At 69.9% G+C, this 26,025-nt stretch carries 24 protein-coding genes and 1 rRNA gene; 10 read left to right on the top strand and 15 right to left on the bottom strand.

Translation table 11 applies throughout. From position 1 onward, the window contains the following. Positions 1-128 precede the first annotated feature (128 nt). Both rrf and AB0O67_RS02365 read left to right on the top strand, forming a co-directional pair. Positions 129-245, top strand: a 5S ribosomal RNA gene (rrf, locus tag AB0O67_RS02370). 74 nt (positions 246-319) lie between these two features. After that, positions 320-883, top strand: coding sequence for a GNAT family N-acetyltransferase (locus AB0O67_RS02365; RefSeq protein ID WP_365444757.1), 564 nt, complete (start codon positions 320-322; stop codon positions 881-883). Positions 884-885: 2 nt separating this feature from the next. On the opposite strand, the gene AB0O67_RS02360 is transcribed toward AB0O67_RS02365, so the two are convergent. The 7 genes from AB0O67_RS02360 to AB0O67_RS02330 form a co-directional block, all read right to left on the bottom strand. Next, entirely contained in the window at positions 886-2,349 is a 1,464-nt protein-coding gene (locus AB0O67_RS02360; RefSeq protein ID WP_365444754.1) for a type VI secretion protein, read from the bottom strand. Positions 2,350-2,358: 9 nt separating this feature from the next. Beyond that, complete coding sequence (locus AB0O67_RS02355) at positions 2,359-3,768, bottom strand: ATP-binding protein (RefSeq protein ID WP_365444751.1); 1,410 nt, start codon at positions 3,766-3,768, stop codon at positions 2,359-2,361. Positions 3,769-3,782: 14 nt separating this feature from the next. After that, positions 3,783-5,339, bottom strand: coding sequence for an SCO6880 family protein (locus AB0O67_RS02350; RefSeq protein ID WP_365444748.1), 1,557 nt, complete (start codon positions 5,337-5,339; stop codon positions 3,783-3,785). Next, complete coding sequence (locus AB0O67_RS02345) at positions 5,336-6,670, bottom strand: hypothetical protein (RefSeq protein WP_365444745.1); 1,335 nt, start codon at positions 6,668-6,670, stop codon at positions 5,336-5,338. The genes AB0O67_RS02350 and AB0O67_RS02345 overlap by 4 nt, the downstream gene beginning before the upstream one ends. Further along, a complete protein-coding gene (locus tag AB0O67_RS02340; RefSeq protein ID WP_365444742.1) occupies positions 6,660-7,487 on the bottom strand; it encodes a hypothetical protein in 828 nt (275 codons plus the stop codon). The genes AB0O67_RS02345 and AB0O67_RS02340 overlap by 11 nt, the downstream gene beginning before the upstream one ends. Before the next feature lie 212 nt (positions 7,488-7,699). Further along, positions 7,700-8,008, bottom strand: a complete 309-nt coding sequence (locus AB0O67_RS02335; protein WP_006136301.1) for a hypothetical protein — start codon at positions 8,006-8,008, stop codon at positions 7,700-7,702. Between the two features lie 297 nt (positions 8,009-8,305). Continuing rightward, entirely contained in the window at positions 8,306-8,908 is a 603-nt protein-coding gene (locus AB0O67_RS02330; RefSeq protein WP_365444738.1) for a TetR/AcrR family transcriptional regulator, read from the bottom strand. 89 nt (positions 8,909-8,997) lie between these two features. Here AB0O67_RS02330 and AB0O67_RS02325 point away from each other — a divergent pair, with 89 nt between their 5' ends. From AB0O67_RS02325 to AB0O67_RS02315, 3 genes are all read left to right on the top strand, one after another. After that, positions 8,998-9,921, top strand: a complete 924-nt coding sequence (locus AB0O67_RS02325) for an oxidoreductase (RefSeq protein WP_365444735.1) — start codon at positions 8,998-9,000, stop codon at positions 9,919-9,921. Positions 9,922-10,085: 164 nt separating this feature from the next. Beyond that, on the top strand, positions 10,086-11,093 hold the full coding sequence (locus tag AB0O67_RS02320) for a bifunctional lytic transglycosylase/C40 family peptidase (RefSeq protein WP_365444732.1): 1,008 nt from the start codon (positions 10,086-10,088) through the stop codon (positions 11,091-11,093). Between the two features lie 243 nt (positions 11,094-11,336). Continuing rightward, the gene (locus tag AB0O67_RS02315; RefSeq protein WP_365444729.1) at positions 11,337-12,050 is read left to right on the top strand and encodes a phosphatase PAP2 family protein; all 714 of its coding nucleotides are present in this window, start codon (positions 11,337-11,339) and stop codon (positions 12,048-12,050) included. A gap of 47 nt (positions 12,051-12,097) precedes the next feature. Here the strand turns inward: AB0O67_RS02315 and AB0O67_RS02310 are convergent, their stop codons facing one another. After that, entirely contained in the window at positions 12,098-13,678 is a 1,581-nt protein-coding gene (locus AB0O67_RS02310) for an FAD-binding oxidoreductase (protein WP_365444726.1), read from the bottom strand. 457 nt (positions 13,679-14,135) lie between these two features. Between AB0O67_RS02310 and pstS the strand changes: the two genes are divergently transcribed. The 4 genes from pstS to pstB all read left to right on the top strand — a co-directional run bounded on the left by pstS (position 14,136) and on the right by pstB (position 18,255). Continuing rightward, positions 14,136-15,257: a phosphate ABC transporter substrate-binding protein PstS gene (pstS, locus tag AB0O67_RS02305; RefSeq protein ID WP_365444723.1), complete on the top strand. Its 1,122-nt coding sequence runs from the start codon at positions 14,136-14,138 to the stop codon at positions 15,255-15,257. 113 nt (positions 15,258-15,370) lie between these two features. Then, positions 15,371-16,378, top strand: coding sequence for a phosphate ABC transporter permease subunit PstC (gene pstC / locus AB0O67_RS02300; RefSeq protein WP_365444720.1), 1,008 nt, complete (start codon positions 15,371-15,373; stop codon positions 16,376-16,378). Then, positions 16,375-17,433, top strand: coding sequence for a phosphate ABC transporter permease PstA (pstA, locus tag AB0O67_RS02295; RefSeq protein ID WP_365444717.1), 1,059 nt, complete (start codon positions 16,375-16,377; stop codon positions 17,431-17,433). Before pstC ends, pstA begins: the two co-directional genes overlap by 4 nt. A 45-nt stretch (positions 17,434-17,478) precedes the next feature. Beyond that, positions 17,479-18,255: a phosphate ABC transporter ATP-binding protein PstB gene (pstB, locus tag AB0O67_RS02290; RefSeq protein WP_365444714.1), complete on the top strand. Its 777-nt coding sequence runs from the start codon at positions 17,479-17,481 to the stop codon at positions 18,253-18,255. 244 nt (positions 18,256-18,499) lie between these two features. On the opposite strand, the gene AB0O67_RS02285 is transcribed toward pstB, so the two are convergent. Further along, positions 18,500-19,498, bottom strand: a complete 999-nt coding sequence (locus tag AB0O67_RS02285) for an inorganic phosphate transporter (protein WP_365444711.1) — start codon at positions 19,496-19,498, stop codon at positions 18,500-18,502. Between the two features lie 7 nt (positions 19,499-19,505). Then, positions 19,506-20,126, bottom strand: coding sequence for a DUF47 family protein (locus AB0O67_RS02280; protein ID WP_365444708.1), 621 nt, complete (start codon positions 20,124-20,126; stop codon positions 19,506-19,508). 214 nt (positions 20,127-20,340) lie between these two features. On the opposite strand from AB0O67_RS02280, the gene AB0O67_RS02275 reads away from it, so the two are divergent. Continuing rightward, on the top strand, positions 20,341-20,673 hold the full coding sequence (locus AB0O67_RS02275; protein WP_365444705.1) for a metal-sensitive transcriptional regulator: 333 nt from the start codon (positions 20,341-20,343) through the stop codon (positions 20,671-20,673). Positions 20,674-20,681: 8 nt separating this feature from the next. On the opposite strand, the gene AB0O67_RS02270 is transcribed toward AB0O67_RS02275, so the two are convergent. From AB0O67_RS02270 to AB0O67_RS02250, 5 genes are all read right to left on the bottom strand, one after another. After that, complete coding sequence (locus tag AB0O67_RS02270) at positions 20,682-20,864, bottom strand: hypothetical protein (RefSeq protein WP_365444702.1); 183 nt, start codon at positions 20,862-20,864, stop codon at positions 20,682-20,684. Between the two features lie 85 nt (positions 20,865-20,949). Next, positions 20,950-21,786, bottom strand: coding sequence for a hypothetical protein (locus tag AB0O67_RS02265; protein ID WP_365444699.1), 837 nt, complete (start codon positions 21,784-21,786; stop codon positions 20,950-20,952). A gap of 440 nt (positions 21,787-22,226) precedes the next feature. Further along, the gene (locus tag AB0O67_RS02260) at positions 22,227-22,652 is read right to left on the bottom strand and encodes an NUDIX hydrolase (RefSeq protein WP_365444696.1); all 426 of its coding nucleotides are present in this window, start codon (positions 22,650-22,652) and stop codon (positions 22,227-22,229) included. Further along, positions 22,649-23,752: a CHAD domain-containing protein gene (locus AB0O67_RS02255; protein ID WP_365444693.1), complete on the bottom strand. Its 1,104-nt coding sequence runs from the start codon at positions 23,750-23,752 to the stop codon at positions 22,649-22,651. The genes AB0O67_RS02260 and AB0O67_RS02255 overlap by 4 nt, the downstream gene beginning before the upstream one ends. Continuing rightward, complete coding sequence (locus AB0O67_RS02250; protein WP_365444690.1) at positions 23,733-25,964, bottom strand: RNA degradosome polyphosphate kinase; 2,232 nt, start codon at positions 25,962-25,964, stop codon at positions 23,733-23,735. The genes AB0O67_RS02255 and AB0O67_RS02250 overlap by 20 nt, the downstream gene beginning before the upstream one ends. Positions 25,965-26,025: the final 61 nt, after the last annotated feature.

Below are 26,025 nucleotides of genomic sequence, written 5' to 3'. Positions count from 1 at the left end.
GAGTTGACCGGTACTAATAGGCCGAGGGCTTGTCCTCAGTTGCTCGCGTCCACTGTGTTGGTTCTGAAACCACGAACAACGCTGCCGCCATGTTGATGGTGGTGGTCTGGTTGTCTGTTTCATAGTGTTTCGGTGGTCATAGCGTGAGGGAAACGCCCGGTTACATTTCGAACCCGGAAGCTAAGCCTTACAGCGCCGATGGTACTGCAGGGGGGACCCTGTGGGAGAGTAGGACGCCGCCGAACAATCTTTGATGAAAACCCCGCATCCTCGGATGCGGGGTTTTCTGCGTTTCAGGCCGGGCGCTACGGTGGGGCCCATGAGCACCAGCGCCGAAGAGCGGTACGTCGTTCGGTCCCTGCGGGCCGAGGAGTGGCCGGCGACGCGGGAGTTGCGGCTTGCCGCGCTGCGGGACCCGTTCGCGCGGATCGCTTTTCTGGAGACCTACGACGAGGCGGTGGCCCGGCCGGATGCGTTCTGGCGGGACCGGGCCGCGCGGGCCGCGGAGGGCGCGGTCGGGGCTCAGCAGGTCGTCGCCGAGGGACCGGACGGGGAGTTGGTCGGGACGCTGACCGTGCTCGTCGAGGAGCCGGGGAAGACGGACTGGGCCGGGTTTCCCGTGGCGCGGCGGCAGGGGCATGTCGTGGGGGTGTACATGCGGCCCGAGCATCGGGGGTGCGGGCTGACCGAGTTGCTCTTCGACGAGGCGCTGGAGTGGTGCTGGGCGCGGGGGCTGGAGCGGGTGCGGCTCATCGTGCACGAGGAGAACGGGCGGGCGCAGGCCTTCTACCGAAAGGTCGGCTTCGAGGCCAGTGGTGTGTGCGTCCCGTTGGCCGGCCAGGAGGGCGCCTGTGAGCGGGAGTTCGTCCTGGAGCGGGGCTGACGTCAGACCGGGAGCTCGTCGTGGGGCCAGCGGGTGCGGGCCTGTTCGCGGGAGCGGACGAGGGCGAGGGTCGGCAGCCCTTGGTCGGCTCCGGAGGCGAGCAGCCAGGGGAGTTCGGGGATCGGGGCCACCGCCGCCACGTCGTCGAGGACGAGGGTGAGTGGTGGGTCGAGCCGACCGGAGGATGACCGTTCGGCCATGCGCCGGCCGTGCTCGACCACGCTGGACACGAGCGCGGTGAGCAGGGGCATCGCGCCCGGGTTGGTCCGGGGGTCCTCGATGGATTCACCGACCACATAGAGCGTGCCCCCTTCTGGGACGAAGGAATCCAGGGAGAGGGTGTCGGGTCGGTTGGCTGTGCAGGACTCGCGGATGTTGAGCGTGAACAGCGCCGAGAGGGCGCGGGCGGTCAACTCGTGCGCCATGTCACGGCGTTCGGGGTGCGCGGTGAGGGCGGCTTCGAGTTCGCCGGCGGCACCGGGGGCGGCCTTGGGGTGGGTACGGAGGGTGCGTACCGCTTCCTGCATCTGGGTGCCCTGGGACCAGCGGTGCACGTGGCGGATGGTGCGGTTGTCCAGGGCGGCGGCGTGCAGATAGCTGCCCAGGAGGGTCTGCGCGGTGTCGCTGACGGCCTGGTCGAGCCGTGAGGTGGGGTTGACCGGGGTCAGGAGGGCGGCGGCCCTCGCGATCGCCGTCTCCTTGTCCTCGCAGTGGGTGATGGGGGACCAGTGCAGGCGGGCCGGGGTGTCGCAGGTGTGGGTGGGGTCGTAGAGGAAGGTGGGGCCCAGTTTGGCTCTGGGGTCCTTGGTGTCCTGCCAGAGGGACGGGTTCGAGGTGACGACGAGCACGGGGCCGTCGGCCTCGCGGATCGCCTCGGCCGCGGTTGTCCGGCGGGCTTCCTTGGTCGTCGCGTGGAGCTTCTCCCAGCCGCCCACCTGATTGCCGAACAGGGGGGAGCGGAGCACCTGCTCCGGCTCGCTCTCGTGGAGTGTTTCCGTCGGCCGCGGTGCCGGTGCCGGCACGACGGCTTCCGCGGTTCTCGGGGTCGGCACCTCGTGGGAGGCCGCGGGTGCGGGGGCCGACGTGAGCCGCGCGGCCGCCCGGCGGTTCACCTTGCCCGCTCTCCAACGCGCCACCGTCCCCATCACGAAGAGCGTCAGCACGAGCAGGACCATCAGCTGGCCGATGAACAGTCCCCAGAACAGGCCGTACCCCGAGAGCTGTGCTCCCGGAGTCTGCGGCCAGGCGCCGGTGATGTCGTGCGGTTGGGCGATGAGGTGGCGCATGGCCAGCGGCGTGCCGGTGAACGTCACGCCCCGCGGCCACGCCCCGTGCGCGAACAGGCCCGCCAGGCCGGTGGCCGTCCAGACCAGCAGGGTCATGCCGAGGAGGAACCCGAGTATGCCGATCAGCAGGCCGTCGGGGATACCCCCCTGGGCTTCCCGCCGGTGGTCGTCCGCTCTCACGCCGTCCCCTTACGCCACCGTCGACTCGGAGTCGCCGAGGTGCTGTTCCATGAACGCCGCCGCTCGTTCCTCCGCCTCCAGCTCGGCGGCGCGCAGGGCGTCGTCGGTGAGGTCGGCGGAGGACTCGGTCATCGCGCGGTCGGTGAAGACCAGCGGGCGTTCCGTCTCCGTGATCAGGTGTTTGACGACCTGGACATTGCCGTTGACGTCCCACACGGCGATGCCCGGTGTCAGTGTGGGGATGATTTCCACCGCCCACCTGGGCAAACCCAGCACCCGGCCGGTCGCCCGCGCCTCGTCGGCCTTCTGCGCGTAGATCGTCCTGGTCGAGGCCATCTTCAGGATCGCCGCGGCTTCCTTCGCGGCCGCGCCGTCGACCACGTCGGACAGGTGGTGGACCACGGCAACGAACGACAGGCCGAGCCGTCGGCCGAACTTCAGCAGTCGCTGGAACAGCTGTGCGACGAAGGGGCTGTTGATGATGTGCCAGGCCTCCTCGACCAGGAAGATGCGCTTCTTCCGGTCGGGGCGGATCCAGGTGTGTTCCAGCCATACGCCGACGATCGCCATCAGGATCGGCATGGCGATGGAGTTGCGGTCGATGTGGGAGAGGTCGAAGACGATGAGCGGAGCGTCGAGGTCGATGCCGACCGTCGTGGGGCCGTCGAACATGCCCCGGAGGTCGCCGTCGACCAGCCGGTCCAGGACCAGTGCCACGTCCAGGCCCCATGCCCGTACGTCGTCTATGTCGACGTTCATCGACTCGGCCGACTCGGGCTCGGGGTGGCGTAGCTGCTCGACGATGTCGGTCAGGACGGGCTGGCGCTCGACGATCGTCTCGTTGACGTAGGCGTGCGCCACCTTGAGGGCGAAGCCGGAACGCTCGTCCAGGCCGTGCCCCAGCGCGACCTCGATGATGGTGCGCAGGAGCGCCAGCTGGCCGGTGGTGGTGATGGCGGGGTCCAGCGGGTTCAGGCGGATGCCGTGGTCCAGGGCGGCCATCGGGTCCAGGCGGATGGGGGTTATTCCCAGCTCCTGGGCGATGAGGTTCCATTCGCCGACGCCGTCCTCGCCCTGGGCGTCGAGGACGACGACCTGACGATCGCGGAAACGGAGCTGGCGCAGGACGTAGGTCTTCTCCAGCGCCGACTTGCCGTTGCCGGACTCGCCGAGGACCAGCCAGTGCGGGGCCGGGAGCTGCTGGCCGTACAGCTGGAAGGGGTCGTAGATGTAGCCCTTCCCGGAGTAGACCTCGCGGCCGATGATGACGCCGGAGTCGCCGAGGCCGGGGGCCGCGGTGGGCAGGTAGACCGCCTGGGCCTGGCCCGTGGAGGTGCGCACCGGCAGCCGCGTGGTCTCCACCTTCCCGAACAGGAAGGATGTGAAGGCTTCGGTGATGACGGAGAGCGGGTCCCGCATCAGGGCATCAACCCCTACCTTCGGATTCCGGTGGCGAACGGGAGGGTGTTCACGAAGGCCCGGTGGTGCTCGCGGTCGCACCACTCCAGCTTCAGATACGACTTTCCGGCGGACGCCCTTATCGTGCGTTTGTCGCGGGCCAGTGCCTCCGGGTTGCGCGAGGAGACGGTGATGTAGCCGACCAGGTTGACGCCGGCGGCGCCGCTCGCGAGGTCCTCGCCGCGCTGGTCCAGGCGGTTGTGGGCCGCAATGTCGCGAGGGTCGACGGTGCGGTTCATCTTGGCGGCGCGGGACGCCTCGGCCTCGTCGTTGGTCTTCTCCGTCAGCATGCGTTCGATGGCGACCTCGGTGGGTTCGAGGTCCATCGTGACGGCGACCGTCCGGATGACGTCCGGGGTGTGGACGAGCAGTGGTGCCAGGAAGTTGACGCCGACCGGGGTCATCGGCCACTCCTTCACCCAGGCCGTGGCGTGGCACCAGGGGGCGCGGGTGGAGGACTCGCGGGTCTTCGCCTGGAGGAAGGTGGGCTCCATGGCGTCCAGTTCGGCCGGCCACGCGTTGCGCTTGCTCATCGCCTGGATGTGGTCGATCGGGTGGTCCGGGTCGTACATGGAGTGGATCAGCGAGGCGAGCCGGCCCTGGCCGAGGGGCTGCCGTACGCGGATGTCGGCTTCCTGGAGCCGGGAGCAGATGTCCGTCAGCTCGCGGGCCATGACGACGGCGAGCCCGGCGTCACGGTCGGCCTTGCCGCCGTGCGGGCGGGCCGCGCGGGCCATGGCGTGGGCCTCGGCGGCGAGTTCGCGGCCGTAGTGCATGCAGGCGACGAGGTATGCGCGGTGCTGCTCGCTGCTCGTCGACACCATCGACTGGAGCTGGTCGTACGACTGCTGGAGCCACGGCAGTGCACGGTCGTCGCCGCGGACGGAGACGTCCTTGGCGTGGGCGTCCGGGTCGGCGGGGAGGGTGCGGGCGAGCATCTGGAGGCGGGTGACGAAGCCGTCGCCGTTCGCCACGTGCTTGAGGAGGGTGCCGAAGCGGTCGACGAGGGCGTCCTGGTCCTCGCTGTCGCGCAGGCCGACGCCGGGGCCCTCGATCTCGATGGCGGCGGTGACGGTCTTGCGGTCCGCGTGCAGCAGTACGGCGATCTCGTCGGGGCCGAACGGGGCGGCGAGCCAGGTGATGCGGCCGATGCCCGGCGGCGGGCCGATCTCGATCTCGCGCCCGTCGAGCCGGGTGCCCGCCTCCATGACGCCGGAGCGGTAGGTGGCGTTCTGGCGCAGGGTGCGCTTGTAGCTGCGGTTGATCTCGAACCACTTGTAGAGCGTGCGGTGCTTGTACGGCACGTAGACCGCGGCCAGCGCCAGCATCGGGAAGCCCATGAGGAGCACGATCCGCAGGGACAGGACCGGGACGAGGAGTCCGCACATCATGCCGAGGAACGCGCCGACGATGATGAGCGCGATCTCGCCGGTCTCTCGATTCCGGCCGACGATCGCGTTCGGCCGGGCGCGGCCGATCAGATATGTACGGCGGGGCGTGACCGGATGGGACAGGTGGGACTCGGTCGTCAACGCCCTTCACCTCCTGAGCGGTTGCCGCTGCTGTTGCGGGTGTTGCTGGCGTGGGGCGTATTGATCGGGCTGGACGAGCGTGGCGCGGGTGCGGCGGAGGGGACAGATCCGCCGCCACCGTTCGTGGGGCGGGAGCTGTGGGCGGCGACGCCGCCGGAGGCCTGGTGGGCGGGGCGGGCGCCGCCGCCACCGCCGGACTGGGCCTGGCCGTTGTTGTCCGCGCGGGTGCTGTGGGTCTTGATGCCCTGGGCGACCAGGGTCGCGGGGGAGCTGATCACGGCGGCGGCCTTGCCCTCGGCGTTCTGCATGATGCGGTTGTTGCGGGAGCCCGCGATCTCGTCGCCGAAGCCGGGGACGAACCGGTAGATCATCGCGGAGGCGAAGATGGCGAGCAGGATGATCGCGAGGCCGGAGACGACCGCGGAGAAGGCGTCGGGGCCGTCGTCGGCGCTGAGGGCGCCGGCCAGGCCGAGGACGATCACGATGACGGGCTTCACGAGGATGACCGCGATCATGATGCCGGCCCAGCGGCGGACGTGGCCCCACAGGTTCTTGTCGACGAGGCCGGCGTAGACGACGGTGCCGAGGAGGGCGCCGACGTAGAGCAGGGCGGCCCTGATGACGAGTTCCAGCCAGAGGACGCCGGCGGCGAGGATGCTGACCAGGGAGACGACGATCAGCATGATCGGACCGCCGCCGATGTCCTCGCCCTTCTCCAGGGCGCCGGAGAAGTTACCGAAGAAGGCGTCCGTCTGGTCGCCGGTGGCCTTCGCGAGAACCTCGGAGACGCCGTCGGTGGCCGAGACGACGGTGTAGAGGATCAGGGGGGTGAAGGCGGAGGCGAGGACGGTGAGCCAGAGGAAGCCGATGGCTTCGCCGATGGCGGTGGAGAGGGGGACGCCTCTGACGGCTCGCTTGGCGACGGCCAGGAGCCAGAGGAGGAGCGTGAGGATCGTGGACGCGGCGAAGACGACGGCGTACTGCTGGAGGAACTTCTCGTTCGTGAAGTCGACGTTGGCGGTGTCCTGCACGGCCGCGCTGAGTTTGTCGATGGTCCAGGCGGCGGCGTCGGCGCAGCCCTTGGCGAGGGAGGAGAGGGGGTCGAGGGTGGAGGTGGGGTCGAGGGAGGGGGAGTCGACACCGCTGCGGTTCGAGCCGTTTCCTCGTTCGCAGTAGTCCTTGGCGGGGCCGCGGATGAGATCGCAGGGGTCGTTGCTCGGGGTCGGCGAAGGCGTGGGTGCGGCGACGGCGTGGGTGGCCATCAGCACCGCGGTGGACTGTACGGCCGCGAAGGCGGCCGTGACTGTGAGGAAGCGGTGGTTAGCGCGCATACGTGAACCCTCCGTACTCCTCGACGGCCTTCGTCATGTCGTCCGCGGTGGAGGCCTGTTGGTCGCGACCGACCGGCACGGGTCCGTCCTTCTGCTGGAAGTCGGTGACCTTCCAGTCGTTCGCGATCCACGTCAGCTGGTACGTCGTCGTGTACCAGCTTTCGGACACCGGGTTGGTGGAGCGTTCGCCGGACAGGCCGAAGAGAGACGTGTACCAGACCTCCACGGTGGCGTCGTCGGCGCTGAACGCGGTGGCCTTGGTGCCCACCGGAATGACGCGGGAGATGAAGGACTGCCCCTTCGGAGCCGTGCCGTCCTTCTGGAGGCCGATGTTGGCCAGGAAGTCCTCGCTCGAGTACGCGCTGTCCAGGTCCGCCTGCCGGGCGGCGGCGACATCGGGGGCGTACACCGTGCCGACGATCTGTTGTCGGCCGGCCTTGCTGAACATCTCGGCCGAACCCAGCGCGATGGAGTAGTTCGCCGCCGCGCTCTCCGCGCCCTGTTGGTCATGGGCGAACCCCGTAGGGATGCCCGCTGACTCGGTGTCCACCGGCTGTTCCCCGCTCGCCGCCGTCGATGACGTCACCGGGCCCGACGCACCGCCGTTTGGTGAAGTCGGTTCGTCGTCGCCTTGGTTGGCGAAGGCGATCGCGGCGATCAGGAGGACCACCACGCCGACCACCGTGATCAGACTTCGGGAGGAGTTGCGGGGGCGGCGGGCGGCGCCGCCGTAGGGTTCGCCGTCCGGCAGCCGGGTACGGGTGTGCCCGGTGCCGCCGTAACCGCCGGAGGCCTCGTGTTCGTCCCCGGGACTCATGCCGCGTCCGCCCCCTCGATGTCGTAGCGGAGACCGTCGTACCGAATGACCGCGTAGGTGTACGACGGTAGCCGCGCTGGTTCCCGCGCGGGCGCGGTGTGGTGACTCGACATCAGGGACATCAGGGAAACGCAACCTCAGCCGGTGGGCACGACGGGCGGGTGATGGGTAGTGGGGACCGGGCGCGCCCGGGGAGGACGGGGTGGGCGCGCTTACACCGCCATGCCGTACACGATGGTGAAGAGCGTGCCGAGGGAGCCGATGATGAACACTCCGGTGAGGCCGGCGATGATGAGGCCCTTGCCCTGTTCCGCGCTGAAGGTGTCCCGGAGGGCCGTCGCGCCGATGCGCTGTTTGGCCGCCCCCCAGATGGCGATGCCGAGGCAGATGAGGATGGCGACGGCCATCACCACCTCGATCATCACCTTGGCCTCGTTGCCCAGGCTGCCGAAGGGGCCCCAGTCCGGAGCGATCCCGCCGATGATGGTGTTGATGTCTCCCTCGTCGGCCGCAAAGAGCATGTAAGTCACCGCCCCTGTTGGGTAGTTCCGCAGTCCCCTGCGGTGCGCAGAGGTCAGGCCTCATTCTCGCCGACAACGGCGCCGTCGTATGTCGACTTGGCGTCATTGCTTGGCGGGTTTCGTACGAATACCTCGTATGGTCACTCTGTGTATCACGGCAGGTAACGCCGGGCAACGAGGTGGGTGCGGAACCTGTGGTGTGGTGCCGTCGTTGAGCCTCTTTACGACTGGAGCGGTCGCGTCGATGGTCTCCGGGTGAAGGCTATCGCCGCGCACCGTACGGGCGGTGACGCGGGGTCAGCGGGGGCGCAGTCCGTGCAGCAGGTGGTGGACGACCTCGCCGACGCCGTCGAGGGCGTCCTGGGGCGGGAGTGTGCCGTTGGCGGTGAACGCGGCGATGCCGTGCAGGGTGGCCCCCGCGTGGAGGGTGATGCGCTCGGGGTCGCCCTCGACGATCTCGCCGCGCCGCTGGGCGTCCGCGACCAGGCGGAGGAAGGGCGTGATCGTGCGCTCCACGGCGGCGGCGAGCTGCTCGGAGACGTCCGGGTCGTGCTTGCGGGCGTACATGAGCTCCAGCAGCTCGGCGTTGTCGATGGTGAACCCGAGGTAGGCGCGCGCGAGCGCGGTGAGCCGCTCCTCCATGGCGAGCGTGGGGTCGTCCGCGGCTTCCAGGATCCGGGTCATGCGCTCGAAGCCGGCGAGGGTCAGGGCGTCGAGCAGGGCCTGCTTGTCCTTGAAGTGGCGGCCCGGGGCGGCGTGGCTGACGCCGGTCTCGCGGGCGAGTTCACGCAGGGACAGTGCGGCGGCGCCCCTGTCCCGCAGGGTGCGCTCCGCGCCGGCGAGCAGGGCGGCGCGCAGGTCTCCGTGGTGGTAGGGGCGGGTCTCGGGCATGCGCATCATCCTATCGCGATGTTGTCGGCGCCAGCTTTGTTGTCATCGTCACCATTGTTGTCATTGACAGCATTGTTGTCGCCGTCTACATTGAGGTCATGGCTACCTCGAAGGACATCGGCAAGTGGAACGTCGGCCGGATGCCCGGGCTCGCCGGCCGGACGGCGGTCGTCACGGGCGCCAACAGCGGTATCGGCCTCGCCGCCGCCGACGCGCTGGCGAACGCGGGGGCGCACGTCGTGTTCGCGGTGCGGGACACGAGGCGCGGGCAGACGGCGGCCGCGACGGTGCGCGGGAGTACGGAGGTCCGGCGGCTCGACCTCGCGGACCTGGCGTCGGTACGGGACTTCGCACAGCAGTGGGGCGACCGTCCGCTGGACCTGCTGATCAACAACGCGGGCGTGATGATGCTGCCCGAACAGCGGACCAAGGACGGCTTCGAGATGCAGTTCGGCACGAACCATCTCGGCCACTTCGCACTGACGAACCTGTTGCTGCCCCACGTCACCGACCGCGTCGTGACCGTGTCGTCGGGCGCCCACCGGTGGGCTGCGGGCGGGCTGAACTTCGACGACCTCAACATGACGTCGGGTTACACGCCGGTCCGCGCCTACGGCCGGTCCAAGCTGGCGAACCTCCTGTTCACCCTGGAACTCCAGCGCCGTCTGGCGGAATCCGGCTCCCGGGTGCGCGCCCTCGCCGCCCATCCCGGCTACGCGGCCACCAACCTCCAGAGCCACGCGGCCAACCCCCTCTCCCGCGTCGCCATGCGGATCGCCAACCGGATCGTCGCCCAGGACGACCGGGCCGGCGCCCTGCCGACCCTGTACGCGGCGGTGACGGACCTGCCGGGCGCGAGCTACGTGGGCCCCGACGGCCTCGGCGAGATGCGCGGCGCCCCGGCCCTGGTGGGCCGTTCGGCGGCGGCGAGCGACCCGGCGGCGGCCCGTCAGCTGTGGGCGGCGTCGGAGGAGCTCACGGGTGTGGGCTGTCCACTGGGGGCCGGGACGAACGCCGTCTGACCGGCAGTCAGCCGCCGTCGCGTTTCCGCCGGTAGGACGCCGGACCAGTACGACGCCGGGCCGGGCGGACGTTGTGTCCCGGCCACGACGGCCTGAAGCTTCGCGCCGTTTCGCGGCCCCGCCTCTACACTGACGTCGGCGTACTGCCGGGTGGTGAGGGGCGGTTGACTGTGCGTAAGGCGTGGGTCGTGGCGGTCGCCGCCGTGGGTGCCGGGGTCGCCTTCGTGATGGTGCTCGTGGTGGGCGTGTACCTGGTGGCCGGGAACCTGGTCGGCGGAGTGGGCGGCGCGGGGCGGAAGCTGGCAAAGGGGTCGGTGCCCGCCGCTTATCAGACGCTCGTGCAGAAGTGGGGCAATCTGTGCCCGGCCATCAATCCGGCGCTGCTCGCCGCGCAGTTGTACCAGGAGAGCGGGTTCAACCCGACGGCCAGGAGTCCCGCCCAGGCGCAGGGGATAGCGCAGTTCATCCCGGGGACCTGGGCCTCGCACGGCATCGACGGGGACGGTGACGGGGACCGCGACGTGTGGGATCCGAACGACGCGATCCCGTCGGCCGCCTCGTACGACTGCACGCTCGCGAAGTACGTGAAGGACGTGCCCGGCGACGCGACGAAGAACATGCTCGCCGCGTACAACGCGGGCGCCTACGCCGTCATCAAGTACGGGGGCGTGCCGCCGTACAAGGAGACCCAGAACTACGTCCGGGTCATCACGACGCTCCAGGAGAGCTTCGCCGCGCCCGTCGGACGGGTCGACCCGTCCGAGCAGGCCGCCGGCGCCATCCACTACGCGCAGAAGAAGCTCGGCACGCTGTATCTCTGGGGCGGCAACGGCACGCCCGAGCAGGGCGGACGGTTCGACTGCTCGGGGCTGACCAAGGCGGCGTACGAGAGCGTGGGGATCACCCTGCCCCGGGTCGCCAACGACCAGTACAACGCCGGGCCGCACCCGCGGCGGGACGAGCTGCTCCCCGGTGACCTGGTGTTCTTCTCGGACGACCTGACCAACTCCCGGGCCATCCGGCATGTGGGGATCTATGTCGGCGGCGGGTACATGATCAACGCGCCTCGGCGGAACACGGTGATCCGGTTCGATCCGATCGACACCCCCGACTACTTCGGTGCCACCCGGGTAACCGAGGATGGCGCGAAAGCGCTCCCCTCGGCGGTCTGAAAAGGGCGGAGACGGAACGTGAACCCCATCCCTGAGCTGCGGCTATGTATCTCTCTTCGATAACGTCTGCGTGATCATTTCGTGGAATGTGGAACGTACTGACGGAGGTCGTGCGTTCCTGTTGACGTAGCCGACCGGACGGATCCAGCACGCGGATCGACGCGGATCTACGGACCACGGGGGTGGCAGAGCGGCGCATGCACGGATGCGCCCGAGACACGACGACGAAGGGGCCGCTGCATCATGGCTGGACTCGCGCAATCCGGGTCGAACCCTGACGTCGAGCTGCTCTACGACATCAATGGCCTGGCCAAGGAAGCGCCGCGCTGGTTCGACCGGACCATGGAGTTCGTCGGTGAGTACGGGCTGCTGCTCGCCATGGTGCTGCTCGTGGTGTGGTGCTGGTGGAGTGTGCGGCGGCGCGGCGGCATCTCCGGCGAGGAGGCGGCGGGCTCCGTCGCCGCGCTGGTGTGGGCGCCGCTGGCCGCGGGCATCGCGGTGCTGGTGAACGTGCCGATACGGGGGTTCGTGGAGCGTCCCCGGCCCTTCTTCGAGCATGAGGGGCTGGAGGTCCTGGTCTCCGGGAAGTCCGACTTCTCGTTCGTGAGCGATCACGCGACCATCGCGATGGCGCTCGGGGTCGGGCTGTTCGTCGCCCATCGCCGGTTCGGGCTCGTCGGTATCGGGCTGGCCCTGCTCGAAGGGATCTGCCGGGTGTACATGGGCGTGCACTATCCGACGGACGTCGTCGGCGGCTTCGCGCTGGGGACGGCCGTCGCCCTGCTGCTGTCGCCGTTGGCCATGGCCATGCTGACGCCCGTGATGACGGCCGTGGAGCGATCGCGCCGAGCGGGGTGGCTGGTGCGGCGGCGGTCCGTGGTGGAGGGGCGCGAGGCCCTGATCCCGGAGGCTCGCCGAGGGGCCACGGAGGCCGAGGAGCGGGACCTCGCCGCCTAGGCGGCCGGGCGCCCGGCCACCTCGCCGTCCTGGCACAGGCTGCGCGGCTACAGGGCTTGAGGGTGCGTGAACATCCTGTTCGGGTCGTAGATCCGCTTCAGCGTGGTCAGGCGCGGGGCCGCCGGCCCGTAGTACGCCTCCCGCCAGTTCTTCAGCGTCGGGTCCGTGTAGTTCTGGTACGCCGCTCCCGACGCGTACGGGCGCATCGCGCCGTGGGCCGAGGCCAGCCAGGACTGGGCCGAGCCGCCGGAGGTGCCCGGCTGCCAGGAGGCTATGTACTGGGCCAGCATCCGTGAGCGGCGGTGCACGAAGGCCGTCGCCGTCGGGGGGACGCGGTTGATCGCGCCGCCCAGGGCCGTGAACGCGATGCTGCCCGCTCCGCCGCGCACCGACGTCACCTGGGCGAGCAGCGCGCGGATGCCGGCCGCCGAGAGCGAGCGGTCGAAGAAGTCGGAGCGGGCGGCGTACGTCTCGCGGCCCAGGGCGCCCTGCGGGGAGCGGCCGGGGGTCGGGCCGGGAAGGTGGCACTGGGTGTCCGTGGCGAAGGAGGAGCAGCCGGCGTAGACCTCCATCGACTCCTCGTACGAGCGGCGCTTGAGCGAGACGTGGGACGCGGAGGCGCCGACCCGGGCGGCGAGGCGGTCGACGGCGTTCTGGAGTTCGCCGTAGGTGCCGAGGGAGAAGGCGGCGACGGAGACGGTGGGGGTGCCGCCGGCCGCGTTCGCCAGGTGGAGGGACGACCAGATCTCGTCGGGCTGGTCCGGGCCCCACTCCTGCCAGGCCTTCACGACCGCGGCCGCCTTGCTCCACGGCCAGGTCAGATACGCCGAGACCGCCTGCGGGGCCGGGTGGGTACGGAAGTGCAGCTCGGTGACGACGCCGAAGTTGCCGTTGCCCGCGCCGCGCAGCGCCCAGAAGAGGTCGGGGTGGTGGGAGGCGTCGGCGGTGATCTGCTTGCCGCCGGCCGCGACCAGGCTCGCCCCGGTGAGGCTGTCGCAGGTCAGGCCGTACGCCCGGGAGACCACCCCGTGCCCGCCGCCGAGCACCAGGCCGGAGACGCCGACCGTCGGGCAGGAGCCGGCGGGTATGGTGACGCCCTTTGCGGCGAGGGAACGGTAGACGTCGATCAGCTTGGCGCCGGCGCCGACGACGGCGGTGCTGCCGCTCGCGCGGACGTGGTTGAGCTTGGAGACGTCGATGATCAGGCGGTTGTTGCCGGACGACCAGCCGGCGTAGGAGTGGCCGCCGTTGCGGATCGCCACGCGTATGCCGCGGGCGCGGGCGTAGGCGAGGCTCGTGCCTATGTCCCCCTGGTGGGCGACGTAGGCGACGGCGGCGGGCTTCAGCGCGTCGAAGCGGGTGTTGTAGAGCTGGTGGGCGGCCGGCCAGGAGGCGTCGCCGGGGCGCACCAGCGCGCCGTCGAGGTCGCGGGCCAGTGCCGACCAGTTGGCGGCGGCCGTGGTCGCGGTCGTCGTGGCCGTCGCACCGAGCCCGGTGGGCGACGCGGAGGGGCCACCGGCCGTGGTGGGGGTGGCCGTGGCGGTGCCGGATCCGCCGCTGCACGCCACCGCCGACGCGATCCCCAAGACCGCGGCGGCGCCACCCCCGATGAACGTACGCCGTTCCATACGCGCCTCCCGCTCCCACCGCTTACTTGGGACGAGACGTCACCTCGGAGCCGCGGGTTCCGCCCTGCGCCGATTCCGACCTGCCTCTTACCAGGACAGGTCACGCACCGTCACCAAAGGCCGGGAAGCCTTGACCTGGCCCGTAATGGTTCAGGTAGCTTTCTCGGTAATTCTGCTTATGTCCGTGTCTGGTGCCGTTTGAGGGAGGTGGACGAAGGGGTGGGCGCCGGTATGCGCTCGGTTGGGACCTTCACGTGCTCTTCGCGTGAGCATTCCGTGACCTAACCGCACCGACCGCAGGGGTTCACCCTCCGTTCACTTACGGCCATAGGCGGCTTCACCTGATCTGCCTAATTTCGGCCTTACCGGCGACGGGCGTGTTCGAAGGCGTCCGCCTCCGAACACACTTCGCACGCCGCCGAACAGGACGGCGGCTCCTGGAAGGAACTCCCGAAAAGTGAAGCTTCAGCGCATGAACCGGCGGGCCCTCACCCTCGGTGCTCTCGCCGTCTCCGGCGCCCTGGCCCTCACGGCGTGCGGCTCCGACGACACCGGCAACGGTGGTGGCTCGTCCGCGAGCGCCGCCGCCACGGGCTCGATCGACTGTGGAGATGCCAAGGGCCAGCTGCTGGCCGACGGCTCTTCCGCGCAGAAGAACGCCATCGACGCCTGGGTGAAGGCGTTCACGGCGGTCTGCAAGGACGTGCAGATCAACTACAAGGGCTCGGGGTCCGGCGCCGGTATCACCGCGTTCAACCAGGGTCAGGTCGCCTTCGCCGGCTCCGACTCCGCGCTGGACGAGGAAGAGATCGCGGCCTCCAAGGAGGTCTGCCAGGGTGGCCAGGGCATCGACCTCCCGATGGTCGGCGGCCCGATCGCCCTCTCCTACAACGTCCCGGGCGTCGACAATCTGGTGCTGGACGCCGAGACGATCGCCAAGATCTTCGACAGCAAGATCACCAAGTGGAACGACGCGGCGATCAAGAAGCTGAACCCCGACGCCGACCTGCCCGACCTGAAGATCCAGGCGTTCCACCGCTCGGACGAGTCCGGCACCACGGACAACTTCACCAAGTACCTGATCGCCACCACCCCCGACAACTGGAAGTACGAGGGCGGTAAGGCCTGGCAGGCCAAGGGCGGCCAGTCGGCCTCCGGCTCCTCCGGTGTGGCCCAGCAGGTCTCCCAGGTCTCCGGCGCCATCAGCTACATGGAGCTGTCCTACGCCGAGGGCATGGACGTCGTCGCCATCGACACCGGTGCCGCCGAGCCGGTCAAGGCCTCCACCGACGGTGCCACCGCGGCCATCGCGGACGCCGAGGTCGTCGGCCAGGGCAAGGACCTCGCCCTGGAGATCAACTACAAGACCAAGGCCGAGGGCGCCTACCCGATCACCCTGGTCACCTACGAGATCGTCTGCGACAAGGGCAACAAGGCCGACAGCCTGCCCGCGACCAAGGCGTTCCTCAACTACATCGCGAGCGAGGACGGCCAGGGCCAGCTGGCCGACGCCGGCTACGCGCCGATCCCCGCCGAGATCATCGCCAAGGTCCGCACCACCATCGAGGGCCTGAGCTGACCTGAGTGCGCGGCCCGGTCTCCCGCACCCCCGGGGGGCCGGGCTCCGCACCGTCCGGTGCACCGCCGCCAGGAGTCGTACGACAAGTCCGGCTCCGCAGACCGGAGAACCTGATGGACATAACGACGAAGTACACTGACGCGCCCCCACCCATGCCCCAGCCGACGGAGACCGAGCGCAAGCGCGCCGCCCGCGGCGCCACCCGACCCGGTGACCGGATCTTCCTCGGTCTCTCCCGCGGGTCGGGCATCCTGCTGCTGGTGATCATGGCCGCGATCGCGGTCTTCCTCACCTACCGCGCCGTCCTCGCCATCAGCGAGGACGAGGGCAACTTCCTCACCACCTTCGAATGGAACACGGGCACCCAGCCGCCGGTCTTCGGCATCGCGGTGCTGGCCTTCGGCACCGTGGTCTCCTCGATCATCGCCATGGTCATCGCGGTCCCGATCGCGGTCGCCATCGCCCTGTTCCTGACCCACTACGCCCCGCGCCGGCTGAGCGGCCCGATCGCCTACGTGATCGACCTGCTCGCCGCCGTGCCGTCCATCGTGTACGGCCTCTGGGGCGCCCTGATCCTCGTACCGCAGCTGGGCGGCCTTTTCAGCTGGCTCGACGCGTACTTCGGATGGACCGGCATCTTCTCCTGGGACGGCGGCCCGGCCCGCTCGATGCTCACGGTCGGCATCCTGCTGGCGATCATGATCCTGCCGATCATCACCAACGTCAGCCGTGAGGTCTTCCGCCAGGTCCCGCAGACGCACGAGGAGGCGGCCCTGGCCCTCGGCGCCACGCGCTGGGAGGTCATCCGCATGGCGGTGCTGCCGTTCGGCCGCTCCGGCGTGATCTCCGCCTCGATGCTCGGCCTCGGCCGCGCGCTCGGCGAGACGATGGCCGTCGCCACCGTGCTCTCCCCCTCCTTCCTCATCCAGACCAGCCTGCTCGACCCGGGCGGCGGCACGTTCGCCCAGAACATCGCCAGCAAGTTCGGTGAGGCGGACACCTTCGGCCGTGACGCGCTGATCGCCTCCGGTCTGGTCCTGTTCGTCATCACCCTGCTGGTCAACGGCGCGGCCCGCGCGATCATCGCCCGCCGCAAGGAGTACTCGGGGGCCAACGCATGAGCCACGCCGTCCTCACCAAGCGCCCCAACACGCTGCGCGGTGCCAACCTGCCCAAGTGGGCTCCCTACGCGATCGCCGCGGGCTCGCTCGCGGTCGCCGTGGGCGTCGGCATGGTGGCCGGGCTGGACAGCCGTATCCAGTGGGGGCTGATCGCCGCGATCCTCTACGTCGTCGGCACGTTCACCATCGCCACGGCCGTCGAGGGCAAGCGGCAGGCCAAGGACCGTGTGGCCACCTCGCTGGTCTGGGTGGCCTTCATGCTCGCCGTCGTGCCGCTCGCCTCGCTGGTCTGGGCGACCGTGCAGCGCGGTACGAAGGTCCTGGACGGGTACTTCCTGACCCACTCGATGGGCGTCGTGGGTGACCGCGAGGCCGGTGGCGGTATCTACCACGCCATCATCGGCAGCCTGGAGCAGGTCGGTCTCGCGACGCTGATCGCCGCGCCGATCGGTGTCCTGACCGCCATATACCTCGTCGAGTACGGGCGGGGGAACCTCGCCCGGGCCGTCACCTTCTTCGTCGACGTCATGACGGGTATCCCGTCGATCGTCGCCGGTCTGTTCATCCTCAGCATCATGCTGATGTTCGAGATGCAGCCCTTCGGCTTCGCCGGCTCGCTCGCGCTGGCGATCCTGATGGTGCCGGTCGTGGTGCGCTCGACGGAGGAGATGCTCAAGCTCGTGCCGAACGAGCTGCGCGAGGCGTCACTCGCACTGGGCGTGCCGAAGTGGCGGACGATCCTGAAGGTCGTCCTGCCGACGGCGATCGGTGGTATCACCACCGGCATCATGCTGGCGGTCGCCCGTATCGCCGGTGAGACCGCGCCGGTGCTGCTGCTGGTGTTCGGTAACCCGTTCATCAACAACAACCCGTTTGAAGGGGCCCAGGCCTCGCTGCCGCTGTACATCTACCAGCAGTACTCTCAGAGCGCCGGTGCCGAACCCGCGTACGACCGTGCGTGGGCGGCGTCGCTGACGCTGATCGCCTTCGTGATGATCCTGAATCTGCTGGCCCGCGGCATCGCCCGCTGGAAGGCCCCCAAGACCGGTCGCTGACGCGGCCACACAGCGACCGAATTCCGAAAGAAGCAGTGATTTCACATGGCCAAGCGCATTGATGTCAGCGGCCTCAGCGCCTACTACAGCTCCTTCCGTGCCATCGAGGACATCTCGATGACGATCGAGCCCCGTTCGGTCACGGCCTTCATCGGGCCGTCCGGATGCGGCAAGTCCACGTTCCTGCGGACGCTCAACCGGATGCACGAGGTGACTCCGGGCGGGCGGGTCGAGGGCAAGGTCATGCTCGACGACGAGAACCTGTACGGGCAGGGGGTCGACCCCGTGTCCGTGCGGCGTGAGGTCGGCATGGTGTTCCAGCGGCCGAACCCGTTCCCGACGATGTCGGTGTACGACAACGTGGCGGCGGGGCTGAAGCTGCTGGGCTCGTACAAGAAGTCCCAGCTGGACGACATCGTGGAGAAGTCGCTCAAGGGCGCGAACCTCTGGAACGAGGTCAAGGACCGGCTGAACAAGCCTGGCTCGGGGCTGTCCGGTGGTCAGCAGCAGCGGCTGTGCATCGCGCGGGCGATCGCCGTCGAGCCGAACGTGCTGCTGATGGACGAGCCGTGTTCCGCGCTCGACCCGATCTCGACGTTGGCGATCGAGGACCTGATCGGGGAGCTGAAGGAGCGTTTCACGATCGTCATCGTGACGCACAACATGCAGCAGGCCGCGCGCGTGTCGGACCGGACGGCGTTCTTCAACCTGGCTGCCGTGGGGCAGCCGGGCAAGCTGATCGAGATCGACGACACGGAGCGGATCTTCTCCAACCCGTCGGTCCAGGCCACGGAGGACTACATCTCCGGGCGTTTCGGCTGATCAAGCCCCTCGCGGTGCTGCATGGCGGTGCCACCGCGAGGACGAAAAGGGCCCGCCCCCGGCTCCCGGGGGCGGGCCCCGTCGTTTTCGTGTACCTGGCGGGGGTGCGGCCGGGCCTCCGTGCGAGTGCCTGCGGCGGCCTGTGCGGGTGGGTGCCGGGTTGCTGGGGCGCCTTGTGCCGGTGCGTGGTGCGGGGTGGGCGGGTGCGGGTCCCGTTCGGTCGGCTACTGAGGCTGCGGGGGTTCTAGAGGAACGCCAGGTGTACGACGCCGAAGGCGCAGGCCGCGACGACGGCGGCTGCCGGCATGGTGATGAACCAGCCCAGGACGATGTTCTTGGCCACGCCCCAGCGGACCGCGTTCACGCGCTTCGTCGCGCCGACGCCCATGATGGCCGAGGTGATGACGTGGGTCGTGGAGATGGGGGCCTTGAAGAGGAAGGCCGTGGTGAACATGATCGACGCGCCCGTCGTCTCGGCGGCGAAGCCCTGCGGGGGATCGAGTTCGATGATCTTGCGGCCGAGGGTGCGCATGATGCGCCAGCCGCCGGCGTAGGTGCCGAGGGAGAGCATGAGGGCGCAGGCGATCTTGACCCAGAGCGGGATCGGGTCGCCGTAGTCCTCGACGTCCGCGATGACCAGGGCCATCACGACGACACCCATGGTCTTCTGGGCGTCCTGGAGGCCGTGGCCCAGGGCCATGCCCGCCGCTGAGACGGTCTGCGCTATCCGGAAGCCGCGCTTGGCCTTGTGTGGGTTGGCCCGGCGGAAGATCCACATGATCGCCGTCATCACCAGGTAGCCGACGATCAGGCCGACGACGGGGGAGATGAACATGGGGATGACGACCTTGTCCAGCACGCCGTCCCAGTAGACCGTCGTGCCGCCGGCCAGTGCCGCGCCGACCATGCCGCCGAAGAGGGCGTGGGAGGAGGAGGACGGGAGGCCGAAGTACCAGGTGACGAGGTTCCAGGTGATGGCGCCGAGGAGGGCGGCGAAGAGGATGCCCATGCCCGTGGAGCCCTTGGGCGTCTCGATCAGACCCTCGCTGACCGTTTTCGCGACGCCGCTGCCGAGGAAGGCGCCGGCCAGGTTCATGACCGCGGCCATGGCGAGTGCGGCCTTCGGCGTCAGCGCGCGAGTCGACACGGACGTCGCGATCGCGTTCGCCGAGTCGTGGAAGCCGTTGGTGTAGGTGAAGAAGAGGGCGACCAGGATGGTCACGACCAGGGCGAACGTCTCCATGGACGGGTCAGGACTCCTTGACGGCGATGGTCTCCACCGTGTTCGCCACGTGTTCGAAAGCGTCGGCGGCCTCTTCGAGGACGTCGACGATCTGCTTGAGCTTCAGCACCTCCATCGCGTCGTACTTGCCGTTGAAGAGGTGGGCAAGCAGCTTGCGGTGGATCTGGTCGGCCTGGTTCTCCAGGCGGTTGACCTCGATCCAGTACTCGGTGAGGTTGTCCAGCGTGCGCAGGTGGGGCATCGCCTCGGCCGTCAGCTCGGCGGCGCGGGCGAGGACCTCGATCTGCTGGTCGACGCCCTTGGGGAGTTCCTCGACGTTGTAGAGGACGACGAGGTCGACGGCCTCCTCCATGAAGTCCATGATGTCGTCGAGGGAGGACGCGAGGGAGTAGATGTCCTCGCGGTCGAAGGGCGTGATGAAGGAGGAGTTCAGCTGGTGGAAGATCGCGTGCGTGGCGTCGTCACCGGCGTGTTCCGCTGCCCGCATACGCTCCGCGATCTCGGCCCGGGCGGAGGTGTCCGCCCCGAGCAGTTCCATCAGGAGTTTCGAGCCCGTGACGATGTTGTCCGCGGATGCGGCGAACATGTCATAGAAGCTCGTCTCCCTGGGGGTCAGACGAAAGCGCACTTGGGGTCCTCGGGGTGCTTCGGTTTCGGTCAGGGTGATGCTAGGCGCATCATCCGGCCACGGCTAACGGGCCGTCCCCCAGTGTCGCCCATGAATTCCGTGCATCTGTACGGGGGCGGTTCGGTGGCCGGCTCCGAGCAGTGGCCAAGGGGCGTATACCCAGCAAAGTTCGGTACGATATACCCAGTAGGGGTATGTGGATGGAGGGCACGCGATGACGACCGCCGAGGCCGGTGAGGGCGTGGTGACCGACCACGACCGGGGCATCCACGGGTACCACAAGCAGAAGGACGAGCATCTGAAGCGGCTGCGCCGGATCGAGGGGCAGATCCGCGGCCTGCAGCGGATGGTCGACGAGGACGTCTACTGCATCGACATACTCACGCAGGTCTCCGCCTCCACCAAGGCCCTGCAGTCCTTCGCCCTCCAGTTGCTCGAGGAGCACCTGCGGCACTGCGTCGCCGACGCCGCGCTGAAGGGCGGGGACGAGATCGACGCCAAGGTCGAGGAGGCCACGAAGGCCATCGGGCGCCTGCTGCGGACGTGAGCTGTCGCTCACTTGCCCAGCGAGTCGTCCCCGCGTTCCTCCGCCACCCTCAGGACCTGGTCGATGCTCTCCAGGCTCAGCCGGTCCTCGTCCGCCGCGGAGGCCGCGATGATCAGCTCTCCGCACAGCTCGATCTCGGCGAGGGCCACGTGGTCCTGAACTGCCGTACCGCCGACCGGAGCCACGTGCATCACCTCTTCTCTGCCGTCACCGGCTTCCTAGAGTAGGGAGTGGCCTACACAACGCGCATGGCACGGACGGGCTAGTTCAGGCCGGTCACTCCTCGGCGATCCGGCCCGCGTAGATGTCGTCCTCGGGCGGCAGGGCCACGTCGACGGGCGCGCCGAAGTCGTAGAGCAGGGTCGTGGACGCGACGGCCACGGTGCCTTCCTGCCGGCCGTTGACGAAGCTGAAGCGGTGCCTGACCTTTCGGATCCGGCCCTCGTCGTCGAGATACACGTCGAACGGGACCTCAGCCGTGGCGAACCCTTTCGCCGCCGCCGCGAGCGACGCCCGGCCCCCGGGCGACGCGGCCCTCGCCGCCCTCGTGAGATCGGCGGTGCCCCGGTAGTGGTGGACCTCGGTGCCCGCGACCTCGGTCCGGCCGACGTACTTCGCCGAGCGGGTGCCGCGCAGCACCTCGGCGGCGGCGTACGGGTCCGTGGCCCCGCCGGTGACCAGGTTTCCGTCGGAGAGGGTCGCCGTGTCGACCCGCACCCACTTGTCCGCCGGGACCCCCGCGCCGCGGTTCTTCATGTACAGGGCGCCGGGGGCGAGGAGTTCGGTGATCGGGCGGTGCTCGGTCTGGCCGGCCGGGTCCTGGGGGAGCAGGACCTTCAGCCGGCCGCGCTGGTGGGTGAAGTCGTAGACGCCCTCGCCGCGGATGGTGACGCGGGTGCCGCCGGTCGCCATCTCCATCGACGTACGCGCCTTGGACGTACCCGCGTCGACGAGGGCTTCGGCGGCCCGGTGCAGTGTGCCGACCGGGTCGGCCGGGCGGGCGTCGTCCGCGGCGGCGCCACTGCTCGTGCATCCGGAGGCGAGAAGGCAGGCGCAGGCCGCCAGCCCTGCCGCCACGACCGTTCCGCCCGCCCTGCCGTGCTGCTCCGCCATGGTCTGCCTACCCCCAGCCGTGCGTTCGTCTCGGGCCCCCTGCTGTCCGGTTAACGACGGGTAGGTAGAGCCGTCACGCGGTGCAGGGGGTGGTGGAGGCGTGCGCGGGGAGTGTTCGGCCGGGGTGTTCGGGGGCGGCCGGGGCGGGTCTGTGCAAGACGCTTACTCCCGGCTGGCCGGCCGTTCACCTGGTCCGGGTAGCGTGAGGGTGTGACAGAGCAGGATCGGTTCGGCCCAGGTCAGGACGGTCCGGAGCACCGCACCAGCACGGTCGAGCAGGGGCCCTTCTGCGTGGCCCGTTGCGTCTGCGGCTGGCGTGGGCCCGCGCGCCGGGCGCGGAGCCTGGCCCGGACGGACGCGGCGGGGCATGTGGCCGGATCTTGACGGTTCCGGCGGCTCCGCGGGGCCCGGGCGTCCCTGAGCGGGGCGCCGGGGACGTCCTAGGCGTGGCGCATCGTCGCCAGGAGTTCGTCCACCAGTTCGCGGTCGCGGGGCTGGGTCAGGCGCAGCCGGGCCGCGGTGGGAGGCAGCCACAGGATGCGGTCGACCTCGTCGTTCGGGGTGAAGCCGCCCCTGGTGGCCTCGGCCGCCCAGTAACGGACCTGCTTGGGGCGGCCGTTCGCCATGTAGTGCACGGTGGGCAGCTCGGCGCCCGGCTCGGCGGCGTAGCCGCTCTCCTCCTCGACCTCGCGCAACGCGCCCGCCAGCGGGTCCTCACCACGCTTCAGCTTGCCCTTGGGGTGGGACCAGTCGTCGTACTTCGGGCGGTGGACCAGGCAGAGCTCCAGGCCCTCGGCGACAGGGGAGCGGCGCCACAGTACGCAGCCGGCCGCCTGGACCGGGGTGTTGTCCTTCGTACCGGTCAACGGCTGTTCACGCCCCACGACTGCTGGAACTCGAACCTGGCCGCCTCCACCTCGTGCCGCTGGTCGGCGTGCAGCACGCCGAGCGCGTACGCCGTCGCGGGTGCGATGCGGGGCGTGCGGGCCGCCGCTGCGGCCGCCGCTGCCGCCTCGGAGGCGTCGCGGTGCCGGTTGAGCGCCTGTCCGGCGGTCAGCAGGCGGACGTCGACCGGGGCGTTCGCGCTCTCCAGGACCTCGCGGGCGTAGCGGTGCAGCCGCAGCAGGAGGCGGACCTGGTGCCAGGGGGCGTCCTGCGGGTGCGGGACGGGGTCCGGGGAGAGGCCGTGGGTCAAGGCCGCCGCGTTGTACGGATGGCCCGCCGTGACCAGGGGCAGCGCGGCCACCGCGTCGGTGAGGCGCTCATGGGCCGCCGCCGCCTGCGGTCGCAGGTCGGCGCCGGCCGCGGCGGGTGTGAGCGGGACCTCGCTGGCCAGTACGGCGACCTTGTCGGCGACGGCGTGGAAGCGGGAGGAGCCGAGGGCCCGCAGGGCGCTGGAGTGCGCCCGGGTCCGGGCGAGGGTGAGCTGGCGTTCGAGCAGGGCGCCCGCCTTGGCCGCGCCGACCGTGAGGTTGCCGCGCTCCGGAGTCGTCGGGGGACCGGCGGTGGGCGGTGCCCCCGCGGCCACCCGTGCCCCGCCGACGGCGCGACCGCCCGTGGCCACTCCGGCCGCGGCCGCGTTCACCGACTGGGCCGGGAAGGTCGCGCCCGACAGCCGGTGCAGTGCCTGCAGCAGCCGCTCCAGGCGGGCCGCGTAGGCGTGCTCCAGGGCGAGGGTGCCCGAGAGCCAGGCCAGTTCCGGGCGCATGCCCTCCGACCAGTCGGTGTCCAGCAGCGGACGGAACGTGTGCAGGCTGCCGCTGATGCGGCGGGCTGAGCGGCGCAGGGCTCGCGCCGCGTCGACGGTCTCCTCCGTGCCGTTGTTGCCGGACCCCGCACCGGTCTCCCGGTGCTGCCGCAGTGCACGGAGGAACTCCGTGGCCTGGGCGCGCAGGTAACGCGCGAGGGCGTCTCCCGTCACCGTCCCGGCCACCGGGTCCGTCGGGTCAAGGTGTTGCTGTGCCACGCCGGCGCCTCCGGGCGTCTATGAGCATCTCCTGGATGTTCCGCAGGGGCCCGCCGTCCGCGTCCACCGCGTGCCGGGTCCACTCGCCGTCCGGGCCCAGGTGCCAGGAAGCGGTGGAGTCGGACATACCGGTATCGAGGAGCCGGTTGAGTGCGGCGCGGTGCGCCGGGTCGACGACGCGCACCAGGGCCTCGATACGGCGGTCGAGGTTGCGGTGCATCATGTCGGCGCTGCCGATCCACGCCTCTGGCTCGCCGCCGTTGCCGAAGGCGAAGACCCGGGAGTGTTCGAGGAAGCGGCCGAGGATCGAGCGGACCCGGACGTTCTCCGACAGGCCCGTCACGCCCGGCCGGATCGCGCAGATGCCGCGGACCCAGACGTCGACCGGGACACCTGCCATGGACGCGCGGTACAGGGCGTCGATGACGGCCTCGTCGACCATCGAGTTGACCTTGATGCGGACGTAGGCGGGCCGTCCGGCACGGTGGTGCTGGACCTCCTTGTTGATCCGCGCTATCAGGCCGTCGCGCAGCGACTTGGGGGCCACCAGCAGCCGGCGGTAGGTCTCCCGGCGGGAGTAGCCGGAGAGCCGGTTGAACAGGTCGGACAGGTCCGCGCCGACCTGCGGGTCGGCGGTGAGCACGCCGAGGTCCTCGTAGAGACGGGCCGTCTTCGGGTGGTAGTTGCCGGTGCCGACGTGGCTGTAGCGCCGCAGCGTGTCGCCCTCCTGGCGGACCACCAGCGACAGCTTGCAGTGGGTCTTCAGGCCGACCAGGCCGTAGACCACGTGGCAGCCGGCCTCCTCCAGCTTGCGCGCCCACTTGATGTTGGCGTGCTCGTCGAAGCGGGCCTTGATCTCGACCAGGACGAGCACCTGCTTGCCGGACTCGGCGGCGTCTATCAGCGCGTCCACGATGGGGGAGTCGCCCGAGGTCCGGTACAGGGTCTGCTTGATGGCGAGGACGTCGGGGTCGGACGCGGCCTGCTCCAGGAAGGCCTGCACGGAGGTGGAGAAGGAGTCGTACGGGTGGTGCAGCAGGACGTCCCTCGCGCGCAGCGCGGCGAAGATGTCGGGCGCGGACGCGGACTCGACCTCCGCGAGGTCGCGGTGCGTGCCGGCGACGAACTTCGGGTACTTCAGCTCGGGCCGGTCCAGGCGGTGGATGCGGAACAGGCCGGTGAGGTCGAGCGGGCCGGGCAGCGGGTAGACCTCGGCCTCGCCGATCTTCAGCTCGCGCACCAGCAGGTCCAGCACCTCGCGGTCGATGGACTCCTCGACCTCCAGGCGGACCGGCGGGCCGAACCGACGGCGCATGAGCTCCTTCTCCAGGGCCTGGAGCAGGTTCTCGGCGTCGTCCTCCTCGACCTCCAGGTCCTCGTTCCTGGTCAGCCGGAAGGCGTGGTGCTCCAGCACCTCCATGCCGGGGAAGAGCTCTTCGAGGTGCGCGGCGATGACGTCCTCGAGCGGGACGTACCGGCCGGGGGCGGCCTCCAGGAAGCGGGAGAGCAGCGGGGGCACCTTGACGCGGGCGAAGTGCCTGTGGCCGCTGACCGGGTTGCGTACGACGACGGCCAGGTTGAGGGAGAGGCCGGAGATGTACGGGAACGGGTGCGCGGGGTCCACGGCCAGGGGGGTCAGGACCGGGAAGATCTGGTGCCGGAAGAGGGTGAACAGGCGGGCCTGTTCCTTCTCGGTCAGCTCGCTCCAGCGGACCAGGTGGATGCCCTCCTCCGCGAGCGCGGGGGCGACGTCCTCGTGGTAACAGGCGGCGTGCCGGGCCATCAGCTCGCGGGAGCGGGCCCAGATCATCTCCAGAACCTGCATCGGCTGCAGGCCGGAGGCGGAGCGGGTGGCGACGCCGGTGGCGATACGGCGCTTCAGTCCGGCCACCCGGACCATGAAGAACTCGTCCAGGTTGCTGGCGAAGATCGCGAGGAAGTTCGCGCGCTCCAGGAGGGGCGTGTTCGGATCCTCGGCGAGTTCGAGAACCCGCTCGTTGAAGGCGAGCCAGCTGCGCTCCCTGTCGAGGAAACGGCCTTGGGGCAGCTGGACGCCGTCGACCGTCGTCTCCTCGTAGACATCGAGGTCGGCGTCGAGGTCGGGTTCCAGGTCGGAGACGGTGGCCGAGACCGTGTGCGGCCGGTGCGCGGCGATGGAGCCCACGGAGGGCTGCGCGTGCTGGACCTCTGCCGGGGCGTTCTGCTGACTCATGAACCCATTCTTCCGCGCCTGGGGCGAAACGGGCGCGTCGGAGCGGGCGGGGGGGATCACC

Source organism: Streptomyces sp. NPDC086077 (assembly GCF_040686175.1).
Lineage (GTDB): Bacteria > Actinomycetota > Actinomycetes > Streptomycetales > Streptomycetaceae > Streptomyces.
Note: the sequence above shows the minus strand (reverse complement) of the source record. Positions and strands in the feature narration are given on the sequence as shown.

Bases quoted from the DNA above. Each gene is read 5' to 3' on its own strand.
- AB0O67_RS02275 (WP_365444705.1), top strand. From the start codon at position 20,341: ATGACGACCGCCGAGGCCGGTGAGGGCGTGGTGACCGACCACGACCGG.
- AB0O67_RS02285 (WP_365444711.1), bottom strand. From the start codon at position 19,498: ATGGAGACGTTCGCCCTGGTCGTGACCATCCTGGTCGCCCTCTTCTTC.
- AB0O67_RS02335 (WP_006136301.1), bottom strand. From the start codon at position 8,008: ATGCTCTTTGCGGCCGACGAGGGAGACATCAACACCATCATCGGCGGG.
- AB0O67_RS02325 (WP_365444735.1), top strand. From the start codon at position 8,998: ATGGCTACCTCGAAGGACATCGGCAAGTGGAACGTCGGCCGGATGCCC.
- AB0O67_RS02340 (WP_365444742.1), bottom strand. From the start codon at position 7,487: ATGAGTCCCGGGGACGAACACGAGGCCTCCGGCGGTTACGGCGGCACC.
- pstC (WP_365444720.1), top strand. From the start codon at position 15,371: ATGGACATAACGACGAAGTACACTGACGCGCCCCCACCCATGCCCCAG.
- AB0O67_RS02250 (WP_365444690.1), bottom strand. From the start codon at position 25,964: ATGAGTCAGCAGAACGCCCCGGCAGAGGTCCAGCACGCGCAGCCCTCC.
- pstB (WP_365444714.1), top strand. From the start codon at position 17,479: ATGGCCAAGCGCATTGATGTCAGCGGCCTCAGCGCCTACTACAGCTCC.
- AB0O67_RS02345 (WP_365444745.1), bottom strand. From the start codon at position 6,670: ATGCGCGCTAACCACCGCTTCCTCACAGTCACGGCCGCCTTCGCGGCC.
- pstA (WP_365444717.1), top strand. From the start codon at position 16,375: ATGAGCCACGCCGTCCTCACCAAGCGCCCCAACACGCTGCGCGGTGCC.
- AB0O67_RS02365 (WP_365444757.1), top strand. From the start codon at position 320: ATGAGCACCAGCGCCGAAGAGCGGTACGTCGTTCGGTCCCTGCGGGCC.
- AB0O67_RS02310 (WP_365444726.1), bottom strand. From the start codon at position 13,678: ATGGAACGGCGTACGTTCATCGGGGGTGGCGCCGCCGCGGTCTTGGGG.
- AB0O67_RS02270 (WP_365444702.1), bottom strand. From the start codon at position 20,864: ATGCACGTGGCTCCGGTCGGCGGTACGGCAGTTCAGGACCACGTGGCC.
- AB0O67_RS02330 (WP_365444738.1), bottom strand. From the start codon at position 8,908: ATGATGCGCATGCCCGAGACCCGCCCCTACCACCACGGAGACCTGCGC.
- AB0O67_RS02355 (WP_365444751.1), bottom strand. From the start codon at position 3,768: ATGCGGGACCCGCTCTCCGTCATCACCGAAGCCTTCACATCCTTCCTG.
- AB0O67_RS02265 (WP_365444699.1), bottom strand. From the start codon at position 21,786: ATGGCGGAGCAGCACGGCAGGGCGGGCGGAACGGTCGTGGCGGCAGGG.
- AB0O67_RS02315 (WP_365444729.1), top strand. From the start codon at position 11,337: ATGGCTGGACTCGCGCAATCCGGGTCGAACCCTGACGTCGAGCTGCTC.